This window comes from Actinomadura chokoriensis (assembly GCF_039529475.1).
GTDB lineage: Bacteria > Actinomycetota > Actinomycetes > Streptosporangiales > Streptosporangiaceae > Spirillospora > Spirillospora bangladeshensis.
Genome location: NZ_BAAAMW010000049.1, coordinates 1 through 20039 on the forward strand (window position 1 = coordinate 1; position 20039 = coordinate 20039).

Sequence of the window (20039 nt, forward strand, 5' to 3'; positions counted from 1 at the left end):
AGCCATGATCCGCTGGGCCGCCATCGGCCTCATGACCCGCCGCCTGGCACGGGGTGGGCAGCCCGCCGTCCGCCAAGCCCCACGCCCTCTCGAATACCTATAACGAGACCCTTCTCAAACACGCACTTAGCCGGCGAACAAAAGACCGGCCCGCGTCCTGATAGACACGGGCCGGCATTTTCTGTTGGGTTGTGGTCGGTCCTGCCCGCCCCCTAAAAGGGCGCGGGCAGGACCGGTTCATACTGTCTCGCGTCGGCTGCGACGCGGGACGGCATGTCGGTCAGGCTGCGACGGCCTCGGAAGCAGACTTCCTGGCCGCGACGAACGTCGCACGCAGCAAGGCGAAGCGGAGGGCCGCTGCGAGGGGGTACCCCTGGCCCGCGTTGCCCAGCGCGATACCGTCCTTCGTGTGCTCCTCGGACCACCCGCCGAATCCGTTGCGAGCCTTCAGGAGACCCCGCATCACGGCATCAGCCTCCTCCAGCATGCCGAGAGAGAGGTACACCTGCGCCACCCAGGCGGTGACGTTGTTGAACAGCCCCTCCTCTTCCGGGCTGACCCCGTCACCGAACTCGTCCGTGTGGTACCGGACGTGCCCGTCGCCCACCCGGAGCCCCTTGAAGGGGGCCGGGGTGGTGTCGGGGGTGTCGATCGCCTGCACGGTTGAGAGCACCAGTTGCCTGTCGCGGGGGTCGTTGAGGTCGAACATGTCCTCCCCCCAGAGGAAGGCCAGTAGGACCGACGAATCCAGGAAGGGCAGTTTGGGTGCTGTGACGATGACGCCGTCCTGGACGCAGTTGTCCAGGACCCACTCCTTGACCCCGGCGGCCAGCTCCCTGTACTTCGCGGCCAGCTCCCCGTACTTTCCCGCCTTCTCCAAGATCCTGGCGGCGTAGTACAAGGCCTGCCCGAGCAGGATCTGGGTTGAGGCGTAGACGGGCAGTTCTTCGCCCGGACGCCGGACCTCCCAGACGCCGCAGCACGGTTGGCCTATGGCGCGCACGGCCTGTTCGGCCAAGCCGATCGTGAGTTTCAGGTCGAACCTGCCATTGGTCGCCTCAAGGTACTGGGCCCACAGCGGGTACACCCACCTGTCGCTTTGCGGCTGGTCCGCCGCCCCGTTGCCGACGCGGTAGGGGGCACCGTGATAGCCCACCCCGGGGATGATCTGCTCCTCGGGCACCTCACCCCCATCGACCCGGTACATGATCTTCGCGTTGTCGGCGAAGCCCGGCAGGCGCTGATACCAGCCCACCAGATCCGGGACGACCATGGAGTCACCGAGCTCCGACAGGGCGCACACGATCTCGCCGCAGTCGCGGGACCACGCGTACAGGTAGTCCCAGGCCCGCGAATCGAGTTCGGGTCTGCGATAGTCGCCCTCAGGCAGGCTGCGGGTTGCGGCTGCGTAGAACGCCCCGCCCCAATGACCGAGCCCCCGGAGCATGATCGCCCATGTCTCCACACGGGAAGCCTGCTCGTCGTCGGGGATCCGCAGGCTCTGCACCCACTTCAGCCACCCCTTCTCGGACTTCGCGAGGAGCCCTTGGACGTCCTCGACGGTCGTTGGAGAGGCGTGGCCCTTCCACCCGATGCAGACGAAGGCGCTCTCCCCAGCCTTCAGAGTGAGCTCGCCCTGCATCGAGATGCCGTCGTCGTCAAGCTCGACGACCATGTTGGTGGAGAGGAGCAGCACCCTGCCCGCAACGTCCGCCTTGTACTCCCAGAACCCGGGCTGCTCTTGTACGAGGGTCCACCGGATCGGCTGCTCACCCTGGTGGCCGTAGCGCAGGCAGAGATCCAGCCTGGCGCGGACGGTTCCCTCCTCACAGGTGAGCAGGCGTACGAGCCGACCTCCGTCGTCGGGCTGTGGACGGCGTCCGCTGGAGGTCAGCGGAGCCCCCACCATGGCAGCCCATTCCAGGGCCTTGCCGGTGGGGCACACCCACGTTGACTCTACGGTGTGCGACGTGGGCTTCTGCCGGCGGTCGACCGGGTATTCCTTGTCGCTCAGGGCGAACCGGAACAAGGTGGGCCCGCCGAAGAGCCCGGCGCACACCGGCGCGCCATCGGCTTCCGGGAAGTTAAACGAAGTGACGTTTCCCGTGTGGTCGAGGAGAGCGAGCTCCCCCTGACCGTTGGAGATGCCGGCGATCTGCTGGATGGGGGGGTACCCCGACATCTGGGATCGCGTTGAGAGACCCGATAGCATGAGTCGCTCCCTTCAAGTTTGGTTTGTTGACCTTGCGAGGGAGACCGTCCGTGGACGGGAGCGATCGGCAACACCAGAAATTTCGCGGCAAAAAGAAGGACCGGCCCCTCATGAGGGACCGGTCCGGTGTGTGTGCCTGATCTGCTCCAGAGGGGCAGGTCAGGAAACGGCGGACGGCTCAGTGCCGTCGACGTTCTGTCCGGGCCGCAGTGCACGCTTGGCGAGCGCTTCGGCGTGTGTGGTTGCGAACTTATTTCGTTCCGAATTGATAAGCTCGCCTAGGAGAGCGAGGAGGACGACCAGCACAATCCCCGCCACCTGATAGGAATTGAGCGCCGGAGTAGCCGCCCAGCCGAATGCCTTCAGTCCGAATGCTGCGAGAGAACCCCAAACGGGGCCGGTCGAGGTCAGCATCCCCAGCTCCGCTTCCGACAGGACACCCCGGGCCCAGTTCGTCCCGAAAACGGGGATGATCATGACAGTCAGCGGGATCGCTACGTAGAGCACCCCCGCAGGCAGGAGAGCGCCCGCGAACTTCTCCGGCGTGGGCATGCTGCCGTGGGGAATGGCGTAGGCGAGCACCGCTATGAGAGCGATCACGTTCGCCAGTGCCATCCCGCTGTCCCGGTTCTGCTGCGTGCCGAAGACCGTCAGGGCCTTCATCAGAGTGAAGAAGTGCACAGCACAGACCCCGGCCCACAGGGACCCGCCGATATTCGGTTCACTGCTGGAGAGGGCATCGGTGGCGAGAAGCAACGAACCGAGGATCAGTATCCTAAGTAGGATCTCTATGTACCGGCGGAGACCCCTGAAGGCCAGGAGACCCACCAACAGCGTCCCGCATGACTGCACAGCCATGCGGACGCCTGACCCGATGGTGCCGTCGGCTTCGGGGACTGCGATGTTGATGCCGACGCTCGTGGCCGCGATCAGCACGACGTAGATCCACCGGACGACCGTCGTGTCGATGAGGAGCCAGCAGAATCGTGTGGTGCTCGTCCCGAAGCTCCCCATGGAGAACATCGAGGACCTGTACCTCCACAGCGTGATGAGGAACAGGACCGGCGTCCCGCCGATCAGGACGAGCGTTGCGCTTGCCAGCGGGTCGCTACTCGCGGCGGAGAGAGTACCGCCCACGCCCGGCAGGAAGAGGCTGATAATCTGCGCCGCTATTGCGAACCATCGCTTTGCGCGCACCCCTCCGGGAAGTAAACCGCGGCTATTCTTAACCGCGACTTTTTGGGTGGACACAACGTCCCCCCTTTCGTTTGGTTTTCGCTTAGGTGACTGTCACCTAAGCGAGCTGAACCCAGCATCGTTAACAGTCCGGAAGCACCTGAGATCGGCAACAGCTCCACCGGTATGAACCGGGACCTGGCGGAGCGCTCCCCCCGGCCTGCCGCGAGTCGGGAGCGGTCTGTCACAAGGCCAGGACGAGAGCGGACTCGGATCCACGAGCGGCTGCTGGGGTGGGCTGAGACGGTGACAGGCGTCCGTCGTCAGGTGCCCGCAGACCCGGCCGCGGACGTCGCGATCCAGCTAGATGACGCTGCGGTGGGCCGGAGTTCAAGGGCGCGGTCGCGGTGGCGCAGGACGGTCAGCTAGGTACGGGCGGCGGTGCAACGAGTGGAACAAGGACCTCGGGCCGAGTTGTCTGGCCAGGTACGCCTCGGCCTGTGCGGCGCACGGCTCGGCCGGTTCAGCAGCAGGCTGCTGCGTCGGCTGCTGGGCGTGTTCCGATTGCGGATGCGCTACGACCGGAGGACCGACCTCATGTGGTGCGAAATCACGATCACGTCCGAGATCGTCGGCACCTAGCACGAGGCGGCGACGGCGGCGATCGGGGCCGTTGAAATGGGATCGCGCGCCGGACTGCGGTGTACCCCCTAGGGGGTACGTCGCTGATAGGTGGGGGGCTTTGCTCCCCTCGGCCGGTACGCGGGCGTTTGTGGAATCCAGCGCGGCCTGTACGGCCTGCTGCTGGATCGGGATCACGGGCCCAGCGATCGTTATCCGGCAGTGGACGCGGTTCGTCGTCCGGTTGCAGCGTAGCTCCAGGTTGAATGCCTTGAACAGAGCTTGCTGAAGGCGTTCCGGGACAGTGGCGAAGTCGATAGGGCCCTCGGGAAGTAGATCCAGGAGCTCGGGGCGGGCCTCTGGAGGGCGCGTTCGTTCCAACTCGGCAAGCTCTGTCCGTTTGGTGGTCAGCTCGCTGTTGAGCTCTGCGGAGCGTGCTCGGATGTCGCGCATCAGGGCTTCTTCCGGGTCGTCGGTCAGCTCGAGGTTCCGCACGAGTCGTAGGCGGCGCCTGTCGAGGTCTTCGATGGTGCGGCGGGTGGCTTCGATGCGTTCTTGGTGCTCTAGGGCAGCTCGTTCGTCGGCGGAGGACAGCACCGCGCCGACATAGGCGCGGCGGTTGGGGCTGAAGATGTGGTTGGTGAAGAAGTCGCCGATTCCGGTGATGAGCTGGTCCTCCCGGATCCAGTAGCTCTTTGGATGTCCGGGCGGCACGTAGCCTCTGGGCGGCTCGCAGACGTAGTAGACGGTTCCTCGCAGAAACTTGCCTCGTGCCCGTCGGCCGCACTCGTCGCAGACCACGTGCGAGCGCAGGCGGTAGGAGCGCTTGGTGAACGGGTGCGCGGTGTTTGTGTCGCCCGTGCTTCTGGAGCGTTCCCGCCTCTCTGATACCTGCTGCGCTGCGACGAAGTCTTCCTTGGTGACCAGCGGTTCGTGGGTTGGAGCGGCCGACCAGACCCATGCCTGCGGCGGGTTGACACGTCCTGAGGCGCTCTTGGTGGCTCGCCGGTTCCACACCATGTAGCCGGTGTACTTCGGGTTCTTGATGATTTCGCGTACGGACGAGCCGGTCCAGCGGCCTACCGCGCGAGTCAGACTGACCGGAGTAGGGGGCGGGAATCGGTCGAGATCCAGGTTGAGGCGGCTGGCGAGTGCCGTGTAGCCGAGACGCTCGCCAATGCGAAGCGCGAAGATGTGCGTGACCACCGGTCCGCAGATCGGGTCCGGTGTGAGCTTGTGTTTCGAGGCCCCTTCGGCGCGGCGGGCGGCTACGGGGTGTGGGAGCTTCATGGCGACGTACCCGTAGGGCGGCTTGCCGACGTTGAAGCCCTGCTCGGTATGGACCTCGAAGCCGCCCCATGACTTCTCCAGCAGTTCCAGGACGTACCACTCCGCCACGCCCTGCTTGACCCGGCGGGTCAGGACCTGGGTGGCGCGCCTGCTGCCGTCCAAGGTGATCGGCTCGTCGGAGGCCAGGAGCGGGACGCCGAGTTCTTCGAGTTGGTTCTCGATCTGCGTGCCGATGTAGGTGCGCCGTGCGATGCGTTCGATCGATTCGCAGATCACGGCGTCGAAGCGCCGATCGGGCCTGGCCGCCTCTGCCAGAAGGTCCTGGATACCGCCTTCGCGGGGGACGGGGATGGCGAACCTTTCGTGTCCGCGGCCTCGCCCGCGTGCAGCTAGGTCTTTGCGCCCCGATTCGATGTCGTAGAAGTGCACGACGATGGCGGCCTGGCTCGGCAGGACGCCCCGGCAGCTGTTGAGCTGCCGGGGGATCGACAGCGTTGGGTCCTGCTGGTCCTCAGTGGAGGTCCGTCCGAGAAAGGCGAGGCGGAGTGGGCCCGGTGGGCGATGGCGACCTCCCATCCCGGTCAACCTTCGGCCGCTGGTTACTCTGCCTCCGCCGAGGGATTCGAGCGGGATCGGTGCCGCGTTCGCGCCCACAGCAGTACCTCCTTGATCGCACGTGCCTGCGCGTCCTGTAGTCGCTCGCCTGCCGCACCGTCGATGGTGACGACCGTCCAGGCGAACTCCGGCGGGTCCTCGGCCGCGCCGGGGGCGAGCCGTTGCTGCTCGTTCGGCACGGCCGGGACCTGCAGGTCGTCCTTCCGAGTCACCGCCTGCCCCTTGGTGAGGGTGCGTTCATGGCCTGCGGTCGCTGCCATGTCCGGCGCCCACACCAGGAGGAGTGGGGGACCTGACATGAACGCTCGCCTCTTCCACGCAGGTCAAGCCTGTTCCTGGAGTGAATCGGGGGAACCGTGACGGGCGGGGCGATGAATTGCCGTCGGCCGGGTGGCGTGGTCAAGTGCCAGGCATCGCCGCATCGGTAAGCGCGTAGCCGGATGCCGGGAGCAGCGATGCGGGCGGCGTGCCGCGCGGTGCGGCGGGTGGTGTAGCGAGCACGCCCACAGCGCCCGCACAGACCGATCTGGAGGATGGCCAGCATCTCCAGCACCCGGTTACGCCCGGCCTGCCCACTGTGTCGGTTCTGGGTCATCGGCTCGCCTCCGGCAGGTCGGTCGCGGACTGAAAGAGCAGGAGATCCTCGTGGGCGGTGGCGCAGGCGGGAATGCCTCGGTCGCGGGCACGGCGGGTCTCGAGCATTTGGAAGAAGGAGGCCCGGTTGACCAGTCGCCCGTCGCGCAGTCCCGCCAGGAGAGCGGCGTGGCGGCCGGTCAGCGCCAGCCCGTTGTGGCGGGCGCTCTCGATGACCTGGCCGGGTAGGTCGATCAGCTCGCCTTTGGCCCGGATGGGACGGATGGTCACCGCGATCACACCGCCGGGTCGCAGCAAGGTGGCGCTCCCGGCGAGGATGCGGCCAAATCCGCCCAAGAGGCCGGGCAGGGGCTGGTGAGCGAGGTTTCCGCGGTCGGTGGAGTAGCGGTGGTTGCGCTTGTGGATCTTTCCGCCGCCGTTGTCGCGTCCTGAGCGGATGTGCCCGTGAGTGCGTGATCCGTACGGTGGTGAGGTGAGCAGCAGCGCTGCTTTCCCACGCAGAGCCCGGTAGAGGGTGGCGATGTTGCGAGCGTCCCCGCAGGCCAGCCGCGGAGTCCCTGTGGCTCCTTGGGAGTGGGCGAGCAGCAGATTACCCAGGGCGAGGTGGACGAAGTCGGGCTCGTACTCCACGCCGGCGGCGTCACGTCCCAGGTGGATGGCCTCGACCAGGGTGGTGCCGATCCCGCACATCGGGTCGACCACCAGGTCACCGGGGCGAGTGAACGCCTTGATGACGGTGGCGGCGATGGCCGGAAGCATCTTGCCGGGGTGGCGCATCGACTCGGGCGTGTAGCGTCCCTGGCGCTGCAGCCGGGACGGGCGCTGTCCAGTCGCCAGCACCGACGGCAACGCCTGGACGTGCGAGAGGTCTTCGTGGTTCATCGGGTCCTCCCGCGGGACGGACCGTCGGGACCAGGTGAGCTGGCGGGCTCTTGAGGCTTCTTGAACAGTGACACCGCGGCGTGGACGCCGACGGTGGGCGGCAGAGCGCTGGATCGGGCGTCGCGGAGTTGGGCGAGGTCGGTGGGGCCGGCCTGCACGACCAGGGCGTCGCCCTCGACCGGGACGCGCAGTGCGATGACGTGCTGGGCGTAGCGGAAGCCGAGGCTTTGGGCGTGGCGGATGATGCGCGGCGCCGGGTCGATGAGGCGTCCGGCCTGGTGGCGTGCTGTGGTGACGACGGCCAGGACGCCGCCGGGGGCCAGCACCCGCCATGCCGATGCCATGAACAGTCCGAGTTGCTCGCTGGAGAGCATCCACAAATCGGCCCGGCACGCCGGGCAGCCCGTTCCTGAATCTCGCTTCGGATTGTGGCCGCCGGTCTCATACGGCGGTGGGGCGCCGATGACCAGGGATACCCGGCCGAGGTGATCCGCCAGGCCCCTGTCCATCTGGTCGGGTCGAACGGGGCGCATCTGCACTCGTGTCAGCTGCTGCTGGTCGAGGGCGGCGCGGAGCCGGCTGCCGATGTGCTGGGCGAGCGGGAAGTGCGGGACCAGCGCGATGGCGCGGCGGTCGAGTCGGGCGGCCGTGATCAGGGTGGCTTCGCTGGTGGTGAAGCCTTCGGCGACCAGTGCCCCTTCGCCGGTGCAGGTACTGATCAGGTGCTGGGCCAGTTCGCACCCGATGGTCTGGCGGTGCTGGACGCAGATCGCGGTACCGGGCCTTTCTCGGTTCGAGCGGGTGCCCGGTCGAGGCGGCAGGTTCTCGCCGCGAGGGTCTGAGCACAGCCAGACGGTGAGCGGGACCATGCGCCGCTCGCCGTCGGGCCGGTCGTTGCTGGTGGTCGGGTGCTTCGGGTTGGACGGTGTGTGGTTCATGCGCTGGGTGACCCAAGGCGGCCACCCGATCCCCGTGCACCGATAAAGCACCGCCGAGCGGCCCGGTTTTCATGGTCGGCCGGTTCATGATCCGGTCAAGAACGACCGACCAGCTCATGACCGGGCGCTCATAGTCATGCGGACCGTGAAGGAGCCGGAACGCCCTACCTGCTCAGGGATCGCTGAGGCTCTCGGCCGAGCGAATCGTCCTCTGAGCAGCCCAAGTCTTGATCAAGAATGCCGGCTGACTGTGAATTCGGGCCTGTTCGGCGGTGCTTCATGGGTGCCAGTCGAGATCACCGGTGAACGGTGCGGACCTCGGGCGGACGGCCAGAACCCGGTCCCCGCCGCAACCATCCGTCTCGCATGTCCCGTCAAGGAGGACACCCGCAGCCCGCGGGCCGCGCCGTTCCCCGCTGATCGCACGGCTGGCAGCCGATTCCGTCAATCAACGTTCCGGAGACGCTGCCATGCGCACCCGCAGGTACTCCCACCGAACCATCCATCGACTCATCCCGAGGTGGACCGACCCAATCCGCGGTAAGAGCAGCCACCCCATCGGACGACCTGAAACCACCTCGTCCGAGCCCTCAGCCAGCGACCGAGTGCAGTTCCACCCACGTCCTTCGCAGCGGCGGTTGGTGGCCGCGTCGCTGTTGTGGACGGCCGGGTGCGGGGTGAGTGCGTTGCTGGTGCCCGGTGTGGCCGAGGCCGGCACGAGTTTGGCCGAGGTGGCCTCGCTGAAGGAGGTGATCACCAATCTGCGGGATGCGATCGTCGGTCTGTTGGTGGGGTTGGCGACGTTGTTCGCCACGATCGGCGGGGTCCGTTACATGCTGGCCGGTGGCGATCCGGGTGAGGTGGAGGCGGCCAAGAAGACGCTGCGGTACGCGGCGGTCGGGTACTCGGTCGCGGTGCTGGCGCCGCTGCTGGTGAGGATGCTGCAGGGCATCGTCGGCGCGCCGTCGTGACCGCCCCTGCGATCCCGCCCGGCCGAGCGCACCGGTCGTGGGCGCATCGGTCTTGGGCGCCGCCGGCCGCGGTTGTTCTGTTGGTCTTGCTGGTGGCCGGTGCGGTCGCGTGCGCGGGTGCCGGTGCGGCGTGGGCCGCGGCCGATCCGGTGCCGCAGCCGTCGGTGAACCCGTCGCCGAATGCACCAGCGGCCCCCTCCTCCACATCGCCGCCCCGGACACCCGCAGCACCCTCACCGCCGTCGCCGTCGCAACCGGCTCCCGGAGTTCCGGCGCCTTCTCCGGCGCCGGGGCAGTCGCCGGCGCCAGGGTCACCGGGCGGGCAGGGCCCGGCCGGTGAGGACGAGTCGGGGTGCGGGTTCATGGACGTGGGGTGCATGGCCAAGCAGGCGGTGAACGGGTGGTTCGCTGATCTGGTCACTGGTGCGGCCAAGCCGGTTTTCGAGGTGCTGTCGCAGACGGCGTTGGGCACTCCGCCTTTGGATTCGCCGGACATGGCGCGGGCGAAGGATTTGTGGGGTGTGTCGCAGACCATCGCCAACACCTGCTACGTGCTGCTTGTCACGGTCGGTGGGGTGCTGCTGATCGCCGGGCATTCCCTGCCCGGTGGTGAGTTGACGCCCGGGCAGTTGGTGGCGCGGCTGGTGGGGGCGTTCGCGGCCTCCAACCTCAGCCTCGTCTTGATTGGCTACGCGATCACTTTCGCCAACGGCCTGTCGGGGGCGTTCCTGAAGGCCGGGGCCGAGGCGATCGACCCCAGCCGGGTCGCCGAGGCGATCGCCGGCTACCTGCTGGCGAGCGTGGTGCCTAATCAGCCGTTCACGATCTTCATCGGGCTGGGTGTGGTGGTGCTGGCGTTGTGCGTGGTGTTCATCTACATCATCCGGATCGCGCTGACCATGGTGCTGATCGCCGCCGCGCCGGTGGCGTTGATGTTCCATGCTCTGCCGGTCACCGATGGGCTGGCGCGGTTGTGGTGGCGCAGTATCACCGGGGTTCTGGCGATCGGGGTGTGCCAGGCGCTGATCCTGGCGACCGCGTTCCGGCTGCTGTTCTCCGGCGTCGACCACCCCGGAGGCGAGTCGGGCGATTCGGGCCATTTTCTCGGGCTTGCTTCGGGGACGGGGATCGATCTGCTGCTTGCGGTGTGTCTGCTGTGGATCATGGTCCGTGTCCCGTCCTGGGCGGCCCGCACCATCTGGCGTGCCGCCCAGCCCAGCGCGCTGACCGGGCTGGTCAAAAGTCTGATCCTCTACCGCGGTCTGGGCGCCCTGATGCGTCACCGCGTCCCCACCCGCAAGTTCTGGACCCCGCCACCTCCGCCTCCCCCACCTCCGCGGTGGTTTCGGCCTCTGCCGAAACTGCTGCCTGGCCCGTCCCACCTGGCTCTACCACCAGGTGGCACGCCTCCGGCGCTCGAGCCGCCGAGCCCATCCGATCCGCCGCCCGCATCGCCGACCGGAGCGATCCCAATGCCTTCTGGAGCGATCCCGATGCCGCCAGGCCCACCATCCAGCGCCCGGCCCGCCAGCGGCCGGGGAACGGTCCAGGCACCCGCGCAGATGTCGCTGCCGATCCCCACCACCGGCAAGAGCGGTGCGCGGCGGCCGACGCAGCTGGCGTTGCCAGTCCCGGTGACGCGCGTGCCCCGGCCGTCATCCGGCGGCGGCGCGGTGGCCGGTGGGCGGGCGCGGGTGCGGTCGCGGCAACTGATGCTGCCCGGCATGCCCAGACGGCCCGTCCCGCGACGGCAGCTGACCTTGTGGACCGACCCGCCCAAGACCAGGAGGCGCCGATGAGCACCCGCCACCAGGACGACCGGGCGCCGATGAGTGTGAAGATCCCCGCCGACATCGACCAGCCCGACAAGATCCTCTACGGCCTCACCACCCGGCAACTGGGCATCTTGGCCGGCACCGCCGCAGCCTGCCTGTGGATCTTTGTGACTGTCGGGCCGCTGGTGCCGCTGGCGGTCCTGGTCGCGGTGCTGGTGCCGATGGTCGCGGTCGGGGTCGTGCTCGCGGTGGCCCGCCACGACGGCATGAGCCTCGACCGCTATTGTCTCGCCGCCCTCCGCCACCTGCGCGGATCCCGAGAGCGCGTTACCGCCGCCGGACCGGTGCAGCCGCCGCCGGCCTGGTGCCGGATGCGCGGACGTCTGCCTGAGCCCTTGCGGCTGCCGGTCCGTGCCGTACGCCAGGACGGGGCGCTGGAGTTGGTCGGGGGCGGGGTCGCCGTCATGGTCCGCGCCGGCACCCTGGCCTTCGGGTTGCGGACGGCCGGTGAGCAGGCCGGGCTGGTGGCGGTGTTCGGCCGCTGGCTCAACTCCCTGGACGCTCCCGTCCAGGTCCTGGTCCAGGCCCGCCCGGTCGACCTGACCGGCTTGGCCGACCACATCACCGGTCACGCCCCCGCTCTGCCCGACCCGGCACTGGAGCAGGCCGCGCACGCGCACGCCGCGTTCCTCACCGACCTCGGCAGCGCACACGACCTGCTCATCCGGCAGGTCCTCATCGTCATCACCGGCCATATCCCAGCCCCCGCCTCCCCCCTGCCGTGGGGGCAGCACCAACGACGCCGAGGGGCACGCGACTCAGCCGCGGCGGTCGCCCTACGGCGCGCCACCGAAGCCGTGCAAGCCCTGGCCGCCCTCTCCCTCCCGGCCGAGGTCCTGCACTCCGACGGCGCCACTGCCGTTCTGACCGAATCGCTATCCCCAGGCGAGTCCCAGCTTGTGGACAACGCGGCCCCAGACGATGTGATCACTCACCGGAAGGAAGCCTGATGCGCCACTCGCTCGGCGCGCTCGCGCGCACACTCGGCCTCACCACCCACACCGGCACCCCTGCCGAGGGCCTTATGGAAGACGGCCACGGAGATGACCTGGACCTTCCGGGGCAGGGAATGGGACCGTCGGCATTGCGCGTCAACGCCCGCTCGCTGGAGTTGCCCGGCGGGACCTGCGCATCGTTCGCCGTGACCGGGTATCCGCGGGAGGTCGGGGCGGGCTGGCTGGAGCCGCTGCTCACCTATCCCGGCCGCCTCGACGTGTCCCTGCACATCGACCCGATTCCGCCGCTGATCGCCGCGCAGCGGCTCCGCCGCCAACTCGCACGCCTGGAATCGGCGTCCCGCGCCAACGCCCAGCAGGGGCGGCTGGCCGACTTCGCCGCCGAGGCCGCGGCCGACGACGCCGCCGAACTCGCCGCCTTGCTCGCCCGCGGACATGGGCGCCTATTTCGGGTGGGGTTGTATCTGACGGTGCACGCCCCGGACGCGGGTGTGCTGGAGGGTGAGGTGCAGCGGGTGCGGGCGCTGGCCGCCTCGCTGCTGCTGGACGCTCAGCCCACCACCTTCCGCGCCCTGCAGGGCTGGACGTCGACTCTTCCGCTGGCGGCGGACTCGATCGGGGCGCGGCGGGTGTTCGACACCGCTGCGCTCGCCGCCGCGTTCCCCTTCACCTCACCCGACCTGCAGCCGGTGCTGGGTGACACGCCGGTGCTGTACGGGCTGAACGCCTATTCCTCGGGGGTGGTGGTGTGGGACCGGTTCGCCCAGGACAACTACAACTCCGTCACCCTCGCCCGCTCCGGGGCCGGCAAGTCCTATTTCACCAAACTGGAAACCCTGCGGCTGCTGTACCAAGACGTGCACGTCGCCGTCATCGATCCCGAAGACGAGTACCGGCGGCTGTGCGACCACGTCGCCGGCACCCGCATCGCACTCGGCGCGCCGGGCGTCTGCTTCAACCCCTTCGACCTGCCCGAAGGGCAAGGCGAGGACACCCTGATCCGGCGGGCGCTGTTCGTCCATACGCTGATCGCAGCGATGCTCGGCGAACCGCTGTCCCCGGCGGCGCGGGCGGTGCTGGACCGGGCCGTGCTCGCCGCCTACAAGGCGGCCGGGATCACCTCCGACCCGCGCACCTGGAAGCGCCGCGCCCCGCTGCTGGCCGACCTGGCCGACGAACTCGACCGCGCCGGCACCGCTGGCTCGGCCGAGGCGGCCGATCTGTCGGCGCGGCTCGCGCCGTACGTCACCGGGTCCTACCGGGGCCTGTTCGCCGGGCCGACCACCACCCGCCCCGGCGGGCACCTGGTGGTGTTCTCGCTGCGGGACCTGCCCGACGAGGTCCGCCCCGTCGGGATGCTCCTGGCCCTGGACGCGATCTGGCGGCAAGTCGCCGACCCGGCCGACCGGCGCCGCCGCCTGGTCGTGGTGGACGAGGCGTGGATGCTGATGCGTGAGGACGAGGGCGCCCGGTTCCTGTACCGGCTGGCCAAGTCCGCTCGCAAGCACTGGGCTGGCCTGGCGGTGGTCACCCAGGATGCCGGAGACCTGCTCGGTTCGGATTTGGGGCGGGCGGTGATCGCGAACTCTGCCACCCAGATCCTGCTGCGCCAAGCGCCCCAGGTCATCGACCAGATCACCGACGCCTTCGACCTCACCGACGGCGAGAAGACCTTCCTGCTCGCAGCCGACCGCGGCCACGGCCTGCTGTGCGGAACCGGCACCGGATCCGACCGGGCCGCCTTCACCGCCATCGCCAGCGGCCACGAACACCAGCTCGTCACCACCGACCCGGCTGAACTCGCCGCCCACGCTTGCAAGGACGGCAGCATCGCAGCCACGGAAACGGAGGCCGAACACCGATGACTCACACGCTTCTGCTCCATGACGCTGCCCTGGTCCACGACTCTGGCGGCGGCACGGGCCTGTACGGGCTGCTGTCCGACCTCGGTCACGCCCCGCAGCTGTTCGTCGACGCCGCCACGGAGTACGGACCCGTTGCCGTGCTAAGTGTTCTCGGTGCGGCCGCCGCGTGGGCGAGTGTCCGGTGGGTGCTGTGGGATTGGCGCAACAGCCGGCTCGCCCCGGGTGCCCGGTTGATCGAGGTGGCGGTGCCGCCGAAGGTGGAGCCGGCCAGCGCCGCCGCCTGGTGGACCCGCCTCATCGGCCTCACCCACCCCGCCTGGAAGCGCCTTCTCTTCGGGCAGCCGCACCTGACCTTCGAATACCGGGCCGACCACAACGGCGTCCGCTTCCACATCTGGGCGCCCGGCACCATCCCGCCCGGAATAGTCGAGAAGACCATCCGGGCGTCCTGGCCCGGCGCCACCCTCACCACCCACCCCGCCACAGCACCCCTCCCGCTCAATGAGGAGTACCAGGCGGCGGGCGGACGACTGGTCCTGGCCCGATCCGAACACTTCCCGCTCACCAGCGACCACGACACCGACCCGCTACGGGGCCTGCTGGGGTCCGCATCCGGGCTAGCCGAAGGCGAACACCTAGCCGTACAGATCCTGGCCCGCCCCGCCACCGGCCGCCGCCTCGGCAAAGCCCACCGGGCCGCATCAGCCCTGCGCGGCGGCCGCTCCACCGCACCCCAGAGCCTCCTGTTCGACCCGGTCACCCCCGGCATGTCCGGGCACCACAACCCCAGCGAACTCACCCGCCTGCACCCCGAACGCGCCGAACAAGTCCGCGCCGTTCTCGGCAAAGCCGCCCAGCCGCGCTTTGAGGTCCAGATCCGCTACGGCGTCGCCACCCGCCACCCCGACCAAGCCGCCGCCGGGTGGCTGCGCGCGCACGCCCACGAAGTCGCGTCCACGTTCGCGCTGTTCACCTCCGGCCACCAGCGCCTGCGCCGCAAGCACCTCCGCCAGCCCGCCGCCCGGCTGGAGTCCCGGCACCTGCACCGCGGCTACCTGCTATCAGTACCCGAGCTGGCGGCGCTCGCGCACCTTCCCTACGACCTGGCCGCGCCCGGTGTCACCCGTGCCGGTGCCCGCCCCATCGCCCCATCGCCGACCGTCCCGGTCTCCGGGCCCGGGGTCCGCGTGCTCGGCGACTCCGAAGCCGGGGCGCCGCGGCCGGTCGGACTGACCGTCGCCGGCGCACGCCAGCACCTGCACGTGCTCGGGCAGACCGGAGTCGGCAAGTCCACCTTCCTGGCCAACCTCATCCTGTCCGACGCCGCCGCGGGCCGCGGCGCACTGGTCATCGACCCCAAAGGCGACCTGGTCGCCGACATCCTGGAACGCCTCCCCGAACGGGCCGTCGGGCAGACGGTGGTGTTCGACCCGGCCGACCGGGGCCGCCCACCCTGCCTGAACGTGCTGGCGGGAGGTGATCCGGCGTTCGCGGCCGAGTCGATCGTCACCACCTTCCGCCGCTGCTTCTCCTCCTCCTGGGGGCCGCGCCTGGACGACCTGCTCCGCTCGGCGTGCCTGACCCTCACCCGAGTCAACGGCGCCCGCGCCACCCTGGCCGACATCCCCCGCCTGCTCACCGACACCCCCTACCGGACCCGCGTCACCGCCCGCCTGGACGACGAACTGCTGCGCGGCTTCTGGGCCTCCTACGACGAACTCACCCCCGCCGCACGCGCCTCGGTGATCAGCCCCGTCATGAACAAGCTCCGTGCCGTGCTGCTGCGTCCCTTCGTCCGCGACACCCTGTCGGGCGGTGCGTCCACCGTCAATCTGGCCGACACCCTTGGCTCTGGCGGCCTCATCCTGGCTCGGCTGCCCAAGGGGGTGCTCGGCGAGGACGCGGTGCGGCTGTTCGGATCGCTGCTACTGGCGCACACCTGGCAGGCCATCACCCCGCGCGCCACCCAGCACGAGCACGACCGCCCCGACGCTGCCGCCTACATCGACGAGGCGCACAACTTCCTCAACCTGCCCGGCTCCATCTCCGACATCCTCGCCGAAGCCCGCGCCTACCGGTTCAGCCTTACCCTGGCCCACCAGCACCTGTCCCAGCTCCCCAAGGACCTGCGCGACGCGGTGTCGGCCGATGCCCGCAACAAGATCTATTTCGCCGCCTCACCCGAAGACGCCACCGACCTGGCCCGCCACACCGCACCCCTCTTGGCCCCGCACGACCTCTCCCACCTGGGCGCCTACCAAGCCGCCGCGCGACTCATGGACGGCAACGCACCCACCCCGCCCTTCACCTTCCACACCCGCCCACTACCCGACCCCATCCCCGGACGGGCCAGCGCAGTCCGCCACGCATCCCGCGAACGCTTCGCGCCCCACCGCGCCGCACGCTCGATCCCGGATGTCGGATTGCGGGACCTGCATGCCTCACCGCTCACGCAATCCCCATCCGCCGAAAGAGCCGATGGATCAACCACGGTGACCACCGATGCAGTAATGCCCGCAGAGGAAGAGCGGCGATGACGCGACCGCACACGACCGGTACTCGGCTACGCGGAACCCAAATCCGTGCTCCACGTGTTTCCGCCGAGGTGGTTGCGGAACTGGTCTATCGGCTGACCGTCCGCGATCGGAACCTGCTGGCCCTGGTGTGGGAGCACCGCGTGCTGACCACTGGGCAACTCACCCGCTTGTTCTTTCCCTCCCCAGAGAGGGCCCGGCAGCGCCTCAACCATCTGTACAACCACCACGCTCTTCTGCGGTTCCGTCCCTGGACGCCGGTTGGTTCCAAGCCTTGGCACTGGGTCCTCGGCCCCGCCGGCGCGCACGTCCTAGCCGTTGAGCATGGCCAGACCATCGCCGAGTTCGGCTACCGGCAGGACACTGCCACCGCCATCGCTGTCTCGCCCCGGCTCGCGCACCAGATCGGCGTGAACGAGTTCTTCACCTCGTTGCACGTTTGTGCTCGGCGTCGAGGCGGCGCCCTGGAGCAGTGGTGGTCGGAACACCGCTGCGCGGCCCTGTGGGGCGATCTAACCCGGCCGGACGCGTTCGGCCGTTGGACCCAAACCCGCCCCGACAAGATGTCGCTCACACTGGACTTCTTCCTCGAGCACGACACTGGCACCGAGACACTCGCCCGCGTCGCCCGCAAACTCGGCGGCTACGCCGACCTCGCCGAAGCCACCGGCACCACCACACCCGTCCTGATCTGGCTCCCCAGTGCCCGGCGAGAAGCCAACCTGCGGGCCCTGCTCGGCGCTCCCGAGGTCCCAGTCGCCACCGCCGTCCACACCCCCGCCACCTCACCCGACGGCCCCGCCGGGCCCGTGTGGCTGCCCGCCGGGACCACCGGCCGCAGGCTCCGGCTCGCCGACCTGGCCACCTTCTGGGGAACAGTGCCCCGGGATGAGTCGGAGACCGGCTGATGCCGCTGGTGATCGGAGCGGCCGCCGCGCTGCTCGGCCTGGTCGCGGTGCTCGTCGGCGTCCTCGGCGCGGCCCTCCCCGGATCCGGGTCCCAAAGCGAGGCCTGCCAGCCCGCTCCCGGCGACTCCGTTAGCGACATCCCGCCCGCCTATCTGAGGCTCTACCGCGCGGCCGGGAGCCGATACGGGATCGGCTGGCACCTTTTGGCGGCCGTCGGGAAGGTCGAGTCCGACCACGGGCGCGGCACCGGCCCCGGCATCGCCTCAGGCCGCAACCATGCCGGAGCCGCCGGGCCCATGCAGTTCATGCCCGGCACCTGGGTCGCCTTCGGAGTCGACGGCGACCACGACGGGCGCAAGGACGTCTACGATCCGGCCGACGCAGTCCCGGCCGCCGCCCGCTACCTCAAGCACGGCGGCGCACCCGCACGCGTCCGGGCCGCGCTGTTCCAGTACAACCACTCACGCGCCTACGTCGACAAGGTGCTGCAGCAGGCCCGCGCCTACGCCCGGGGGGCCGCTGCCCAGCCGGAGGCGACTCCAGCAGTCTGCGAAGGCGGGTTCTCGGCGTTGCCGCCCGGCCGGGCCGCCGCCAAGGCGATCGCCTACGCCCGTGCTCAGCTCGGCAAACCGTACGTGTGGGGCGCGACCGGCCCGCGGGCCTTCGACTGCTCCGGCCTCACGTACGCCGCCTACCGCGCCGCCGGGATCACCCTCCCGCGCGTGTCCGGTGCCCAGTGGCGGCACGGTCCCCGTGTCCCGGCCGGACGTGAGCAGCCGGGTGACCTGGTGTTCTTCAACTCCGGACCCGGTACCTCCCCTGATAGCCCTGGGCATGTCGGTCTGGTCATCGGCGGCGGGAAGATGATCGCCGCGCCGCACACCGGGACCGTGGTGCAGGTCCAGTTTTACCGCCGCTCCACCCTGCTCGGTTTCACCCGACCCACCGCGCACCGGCGAGCAGAGACGACGGCGAGGGGAGCCGGCCGGTGACCGACCGCCTCATCCGGGTGACCACAGCTTTGGCGGTGGTGGCGGTAGCCGCCGTCGCCGCGCTCATCTCTTACGCGCACATGCTCGACCTGGTCCGCTCCTATGGCGAGGCCGGGGTTACGGCGCGGCTGGTTCCGTTTACGGTGGACGGGCTGATCTGGGCGGCGTCGATGGTGATCCTGGACGCCAGCCGCCGCGCCCTGCCGGTACCGGCGCTGGCCGGGTGGAGCCTGGCGGCGGGTGTGTGCGCCACCGTGGGCGCCAACGTGGCGCACGGCGCCGCCCATGGCCCCATCGGCGCGTTGGTCAGCGCCTGGCCCGCGCTGGCTTTGGTCGGCTCGTTCGAGTTGCTGATGACCCTCACTCGCAGGCAGGTACCGCGCCCGGTGACGGCCCCGAGGCCCGGGCGTACCGGGCCGGAGCAGCCCGATCCGGGGTGCGCCAGTCTGGTGCAGCCGGTCGAGCAGGCCGTCTTGGCCGAGTACCGCGCGAGCCTTCACGGGCCGGGTCGGCCGGTTTCCCAGCGGTATCTGGCCGAGAAGTACGGCATCGACCGCCGCAAGGTCAAGCAGATCATCACCGTTGCCGAGAGCCCGCCCCGTCCTGAACCGGCTTCCGGACGGGGCGGGGAAAGGTGATGGTCTCCTTCAGCGGAGGCCGTCCAGCAGGTGCCCCGGTCAGGTCTCGCTCGGGGCGTGGTTCTCGGTGATGCGCCATTGGTATCGGTAGCGGCGGGTGACGTTGCTGACCACGTGTTGACGGCAGACCTTGCCCGCCTTTCCAGATACCGCAGGGCCTTGCCGGTGGCGGTAGGGCTGATCGCTGTCGCCGCCGTGATCTGGGCGGCGGTCATCGCGTCACCGGTGGTCGTCAGCACGTCCAGGACGGCGCGCTCGATGGCCGTCAGCGTCGAGTCGGCGGTGCCGGGGCCGGTGTGGACGGGCGGCAGGCCTATCCAGCGGCGCAGCACATCGTCGATGGACTCGCCTGAGTGCCTCCTGCTCCTCTCCAGAAGGGCGGCGGCCCCATCGTCGATCTTGATCATGTGGGGCATCGGGGACTCTCCTTCGTCTTGTGGTTGGGCTCTTGACCGGGTGGAGTGCGGTAGCCCCGAGGTGCGTTCAACGCGGGGCGTACGCGGGTGTGGTGCTTGGTCGGTGGCAGCAGGCGCCTCGGCGAAGGCCGCCGTGCGCTGCACTGGCGCGAGGGCGGGTGGTCCACGCGCGCGTCGGCGGGCCCGGGCAGGCCGGTTCGGTGGACGCGACGTCCGGCCACCCGCCACGGGTGCCGAGGTGGCTGCGCGAGGTTGCGTCACCGGGCCGCGACCGTGTTGGGGACGCTGAGGGCGTCCAGGTGGGCGGTGTCGCGGTAGAAGGTGCGGGCGGCCTCGATGAAGGCGACGGCGAAGCCTTGGGAGAAGGGGTCGGCGTGGCGCGGGATGGTGTGGTCGGTCAGCGCACGGCGGGCGGACTCGCGGGCGCGCCACAGCGCCTCTACGGGGTCCAGGCCCTCGTGGTCGATGTCGGTGACCGGCTCGTCCCACCAGGACGCGGTGGCGCGGGCGGCGGCGACGGCAGCAACGGCGGCGGCGATGTCCTCTCCTTCGTCGAGGCCGGCGAGCATCTTCGCCTCTGCCTCGCAACGCCGCTG

At 69.5% G+C, this 20039-nt stretch carries 15 protein-coding genes; 8 read left to right on the plus strand and 7 right to left on the minus strand.

The window, feature by feature from the left end; all coding sequences use genetic code 11:
* Positions 1–280 precede the first annotated feature (280 nt).
* The 6 genes from ABFX46_RS42365 to ABFX46_RS42390 all read right to left on the minus strand — a co-directional run bounded on the left by ABFX46_RS42365 (position 281) and on the right by ABFX46_RS42390 (position 8328).
* The gene (locus ABFX46_RS42365) at positions 281–2212 is read right to left on the minus strand and encodes a glycoside hydrolase family 15 protein (RefSeq protein WP_346050137.1); all 1932 of its coding nucleotides are present in this window, start codon (positions 2210–2212) and stop codon (positions 281–283) included.
* Between the two features lie 159 nt (positions 2213–2371).
* Positions 2372–3409 (minus strand): hypothetical protein, encoded by a 1038-nt coding sequence (locus ABFX46_RS42370; protein ID WP_346050139.1) that lies wholly within the window; start codon positions 3407–3409, stop codon positions 2372–2374.
* 369 nt (positions 3410–3778) lie between these two features.
* Positions 3779–5953: a recombinase family protein gene (locus ABFX46_RS42375; protein ID WP_346050141.1), complete on the minus strand. Its 2175-nt coding sequence runs from the start codon at positions 5951–5953 to the stop codon at positions 3779–3781.
* Positions 5899–6174, minus strand: coding sequence for a hypothetical protein (locus ABFX46_RS42380; protein ID WP_346050143.1), 276 nt, complete (start codon positions 6172–6174; stop codon positions 5899–5901). Before ABFX46_RS42380 ends, ABFX46_RS42375 begins: the two co-directional genes overlap by 55 nt.
* Before the next feature lie 331 nt (positions 6175–6505).
* The gene (locus ABFX46_RS42385) at positions 6506–7390 is read right to left on the minus strand and encodes a TRM11 family SAM-dependent methyltransferase (protein ID WP_346050145.1); all 885 of its coding nucleotides are present in this window, start codon (positions 7388–7390) and stop codon (positions 6506–6508) included.
* The gene (locus ABFX46_RS42390; protein WP_346050147.1) at positions 7387–8328 is read right to left on the minus strand and encodes a hypothetical protein; all 942 of its coding nucleotides are present in this window, start codon (positions 8326–8328) and stop codon (positions 7387–7389) included. Before ABFX46_RS42390 ends, ABFX46_RS42385 begins: the two co-directional genes overlap by 4 nt.
* Positions 8329–8969: 641 nt before the next feature.
* Here ABFX46_RS42390 and ABFX46_RS42395 point away from each other — a divergent pair.
* The 8 genes from ABFX46_RS42395 (at position 8970) to ABFX46_RS42430 (ending at position 19027) form a co-directional block, all read left to right on the plus strand.
* Positions 8970–9299 (plus strand): pilin, encoded by a 330-nt coding sequence (locus tag ABFX46_RS42395; RefSeq protein WP_346050149.1) that lies wholly within the window; start codon positions 8970–8972, stop codon positions 9297–9299.
* A gap of 377 nt (positions 9300–9676) precedes the next feature.
* Positions 9677–11098 (plus strand): TrbL/VirB6 family protein, encoded by a 1422-nt coding sequence (locus ABFX46_RS42400; RefSeq protein ID WP_346050151.1) that lies wholly within the window; start codon positions 9677–9679, stop codon positions 11096–11098.
* Positions 11095–12084: a PrgI family protein gene (locus tag ABFX46_RS42405; RefSeq protein ID WP_346050153.1), complete on the plus strand. Its 990-nt coding sequence runs from the start codon at positions 11095–11097 to the stop codon at positions 12082–12084. Before ABFX46_RS42400 ends, ABFX46_RS42405 begins: the two co-directional genes overlap by 4 nt.
* Complete coding sequence (locus ABFX46_RS42410) at positions 12084–13955, plus strand: VirB4 family type IV secretion system protein (RefSeq protein WP_346050155.1); 1872 nt, start codon at positions 12084–12086, stop codon at positions 13953–13955. The genes ABFX46_RS42405 and ABFX46_RS42410 overlap by 1 nt, the downstream gene beginning before the upstream one ends.
* Entirely contained in the window at positions 13952–16492 is a 2541-nt protein-coding gene (locus ABFX46_RS42415; protein WP_346050157.1) for a DUF8128 domain-containing protein, read from the plus strand. Before ABFX46_RS42410 ends, ABFX46_RS42415 begins: the two co-directional genes overlap by 4 nt.
* A complete protein-coding gene (locus tag ABFX46_RS42420) occupies positions 16489–17397 on the plus strand; it encodes a replication-relaxation family protein (protein WP_346050159.1) in 909 nt (302 codons plus the stop codon). The genes ABFX46_RS42415 and ABFX46_RS42420 overlap by 4 nt, the downstream gene beginning before the upstream one ends.
* Positions 17397–18389 (plus strand): C40 family peptidase, encoded by a 993-nt coding sequence (locus ABFX46_RS42425; RefSeq protein WP_346050161.1) that lies wholly within the window; start codon positions 17397–17399, stop codon positions 18387–18389. Before ABFX46_RS42420 ends, ABFX46_RS42425 begins: the two co-directional genes overlap by 1 nt.
* Positions 18386–19027, plus strand: coding sequence for a DUF2637 domain-containing protein (locus ABFX46_RS42430; RefSeq protein WP_346050163.1), 642 nt, complete (start codon positions 18386–18388; stop codon positions 19025–19027). The genes ABFX46_RS42425 and ABFX46_RS42430 overlap by 4 nt, the downstream gene beginning before the upstream one ends.
* A gap of 673 nt (positions 19028–19700) precedes the next feature.
* Here the strand turns inward: ABFX46_RS42430 and ABFX46_RS42435 are convergent.
* Positions 19701–20039, minus strand: a 339-nt coding sequence (locus ABFX46_RS42435; protein ID WP_346050165.1) for a hypothetical protein, incomplete at its 5' end; no start/stop codon positions are given.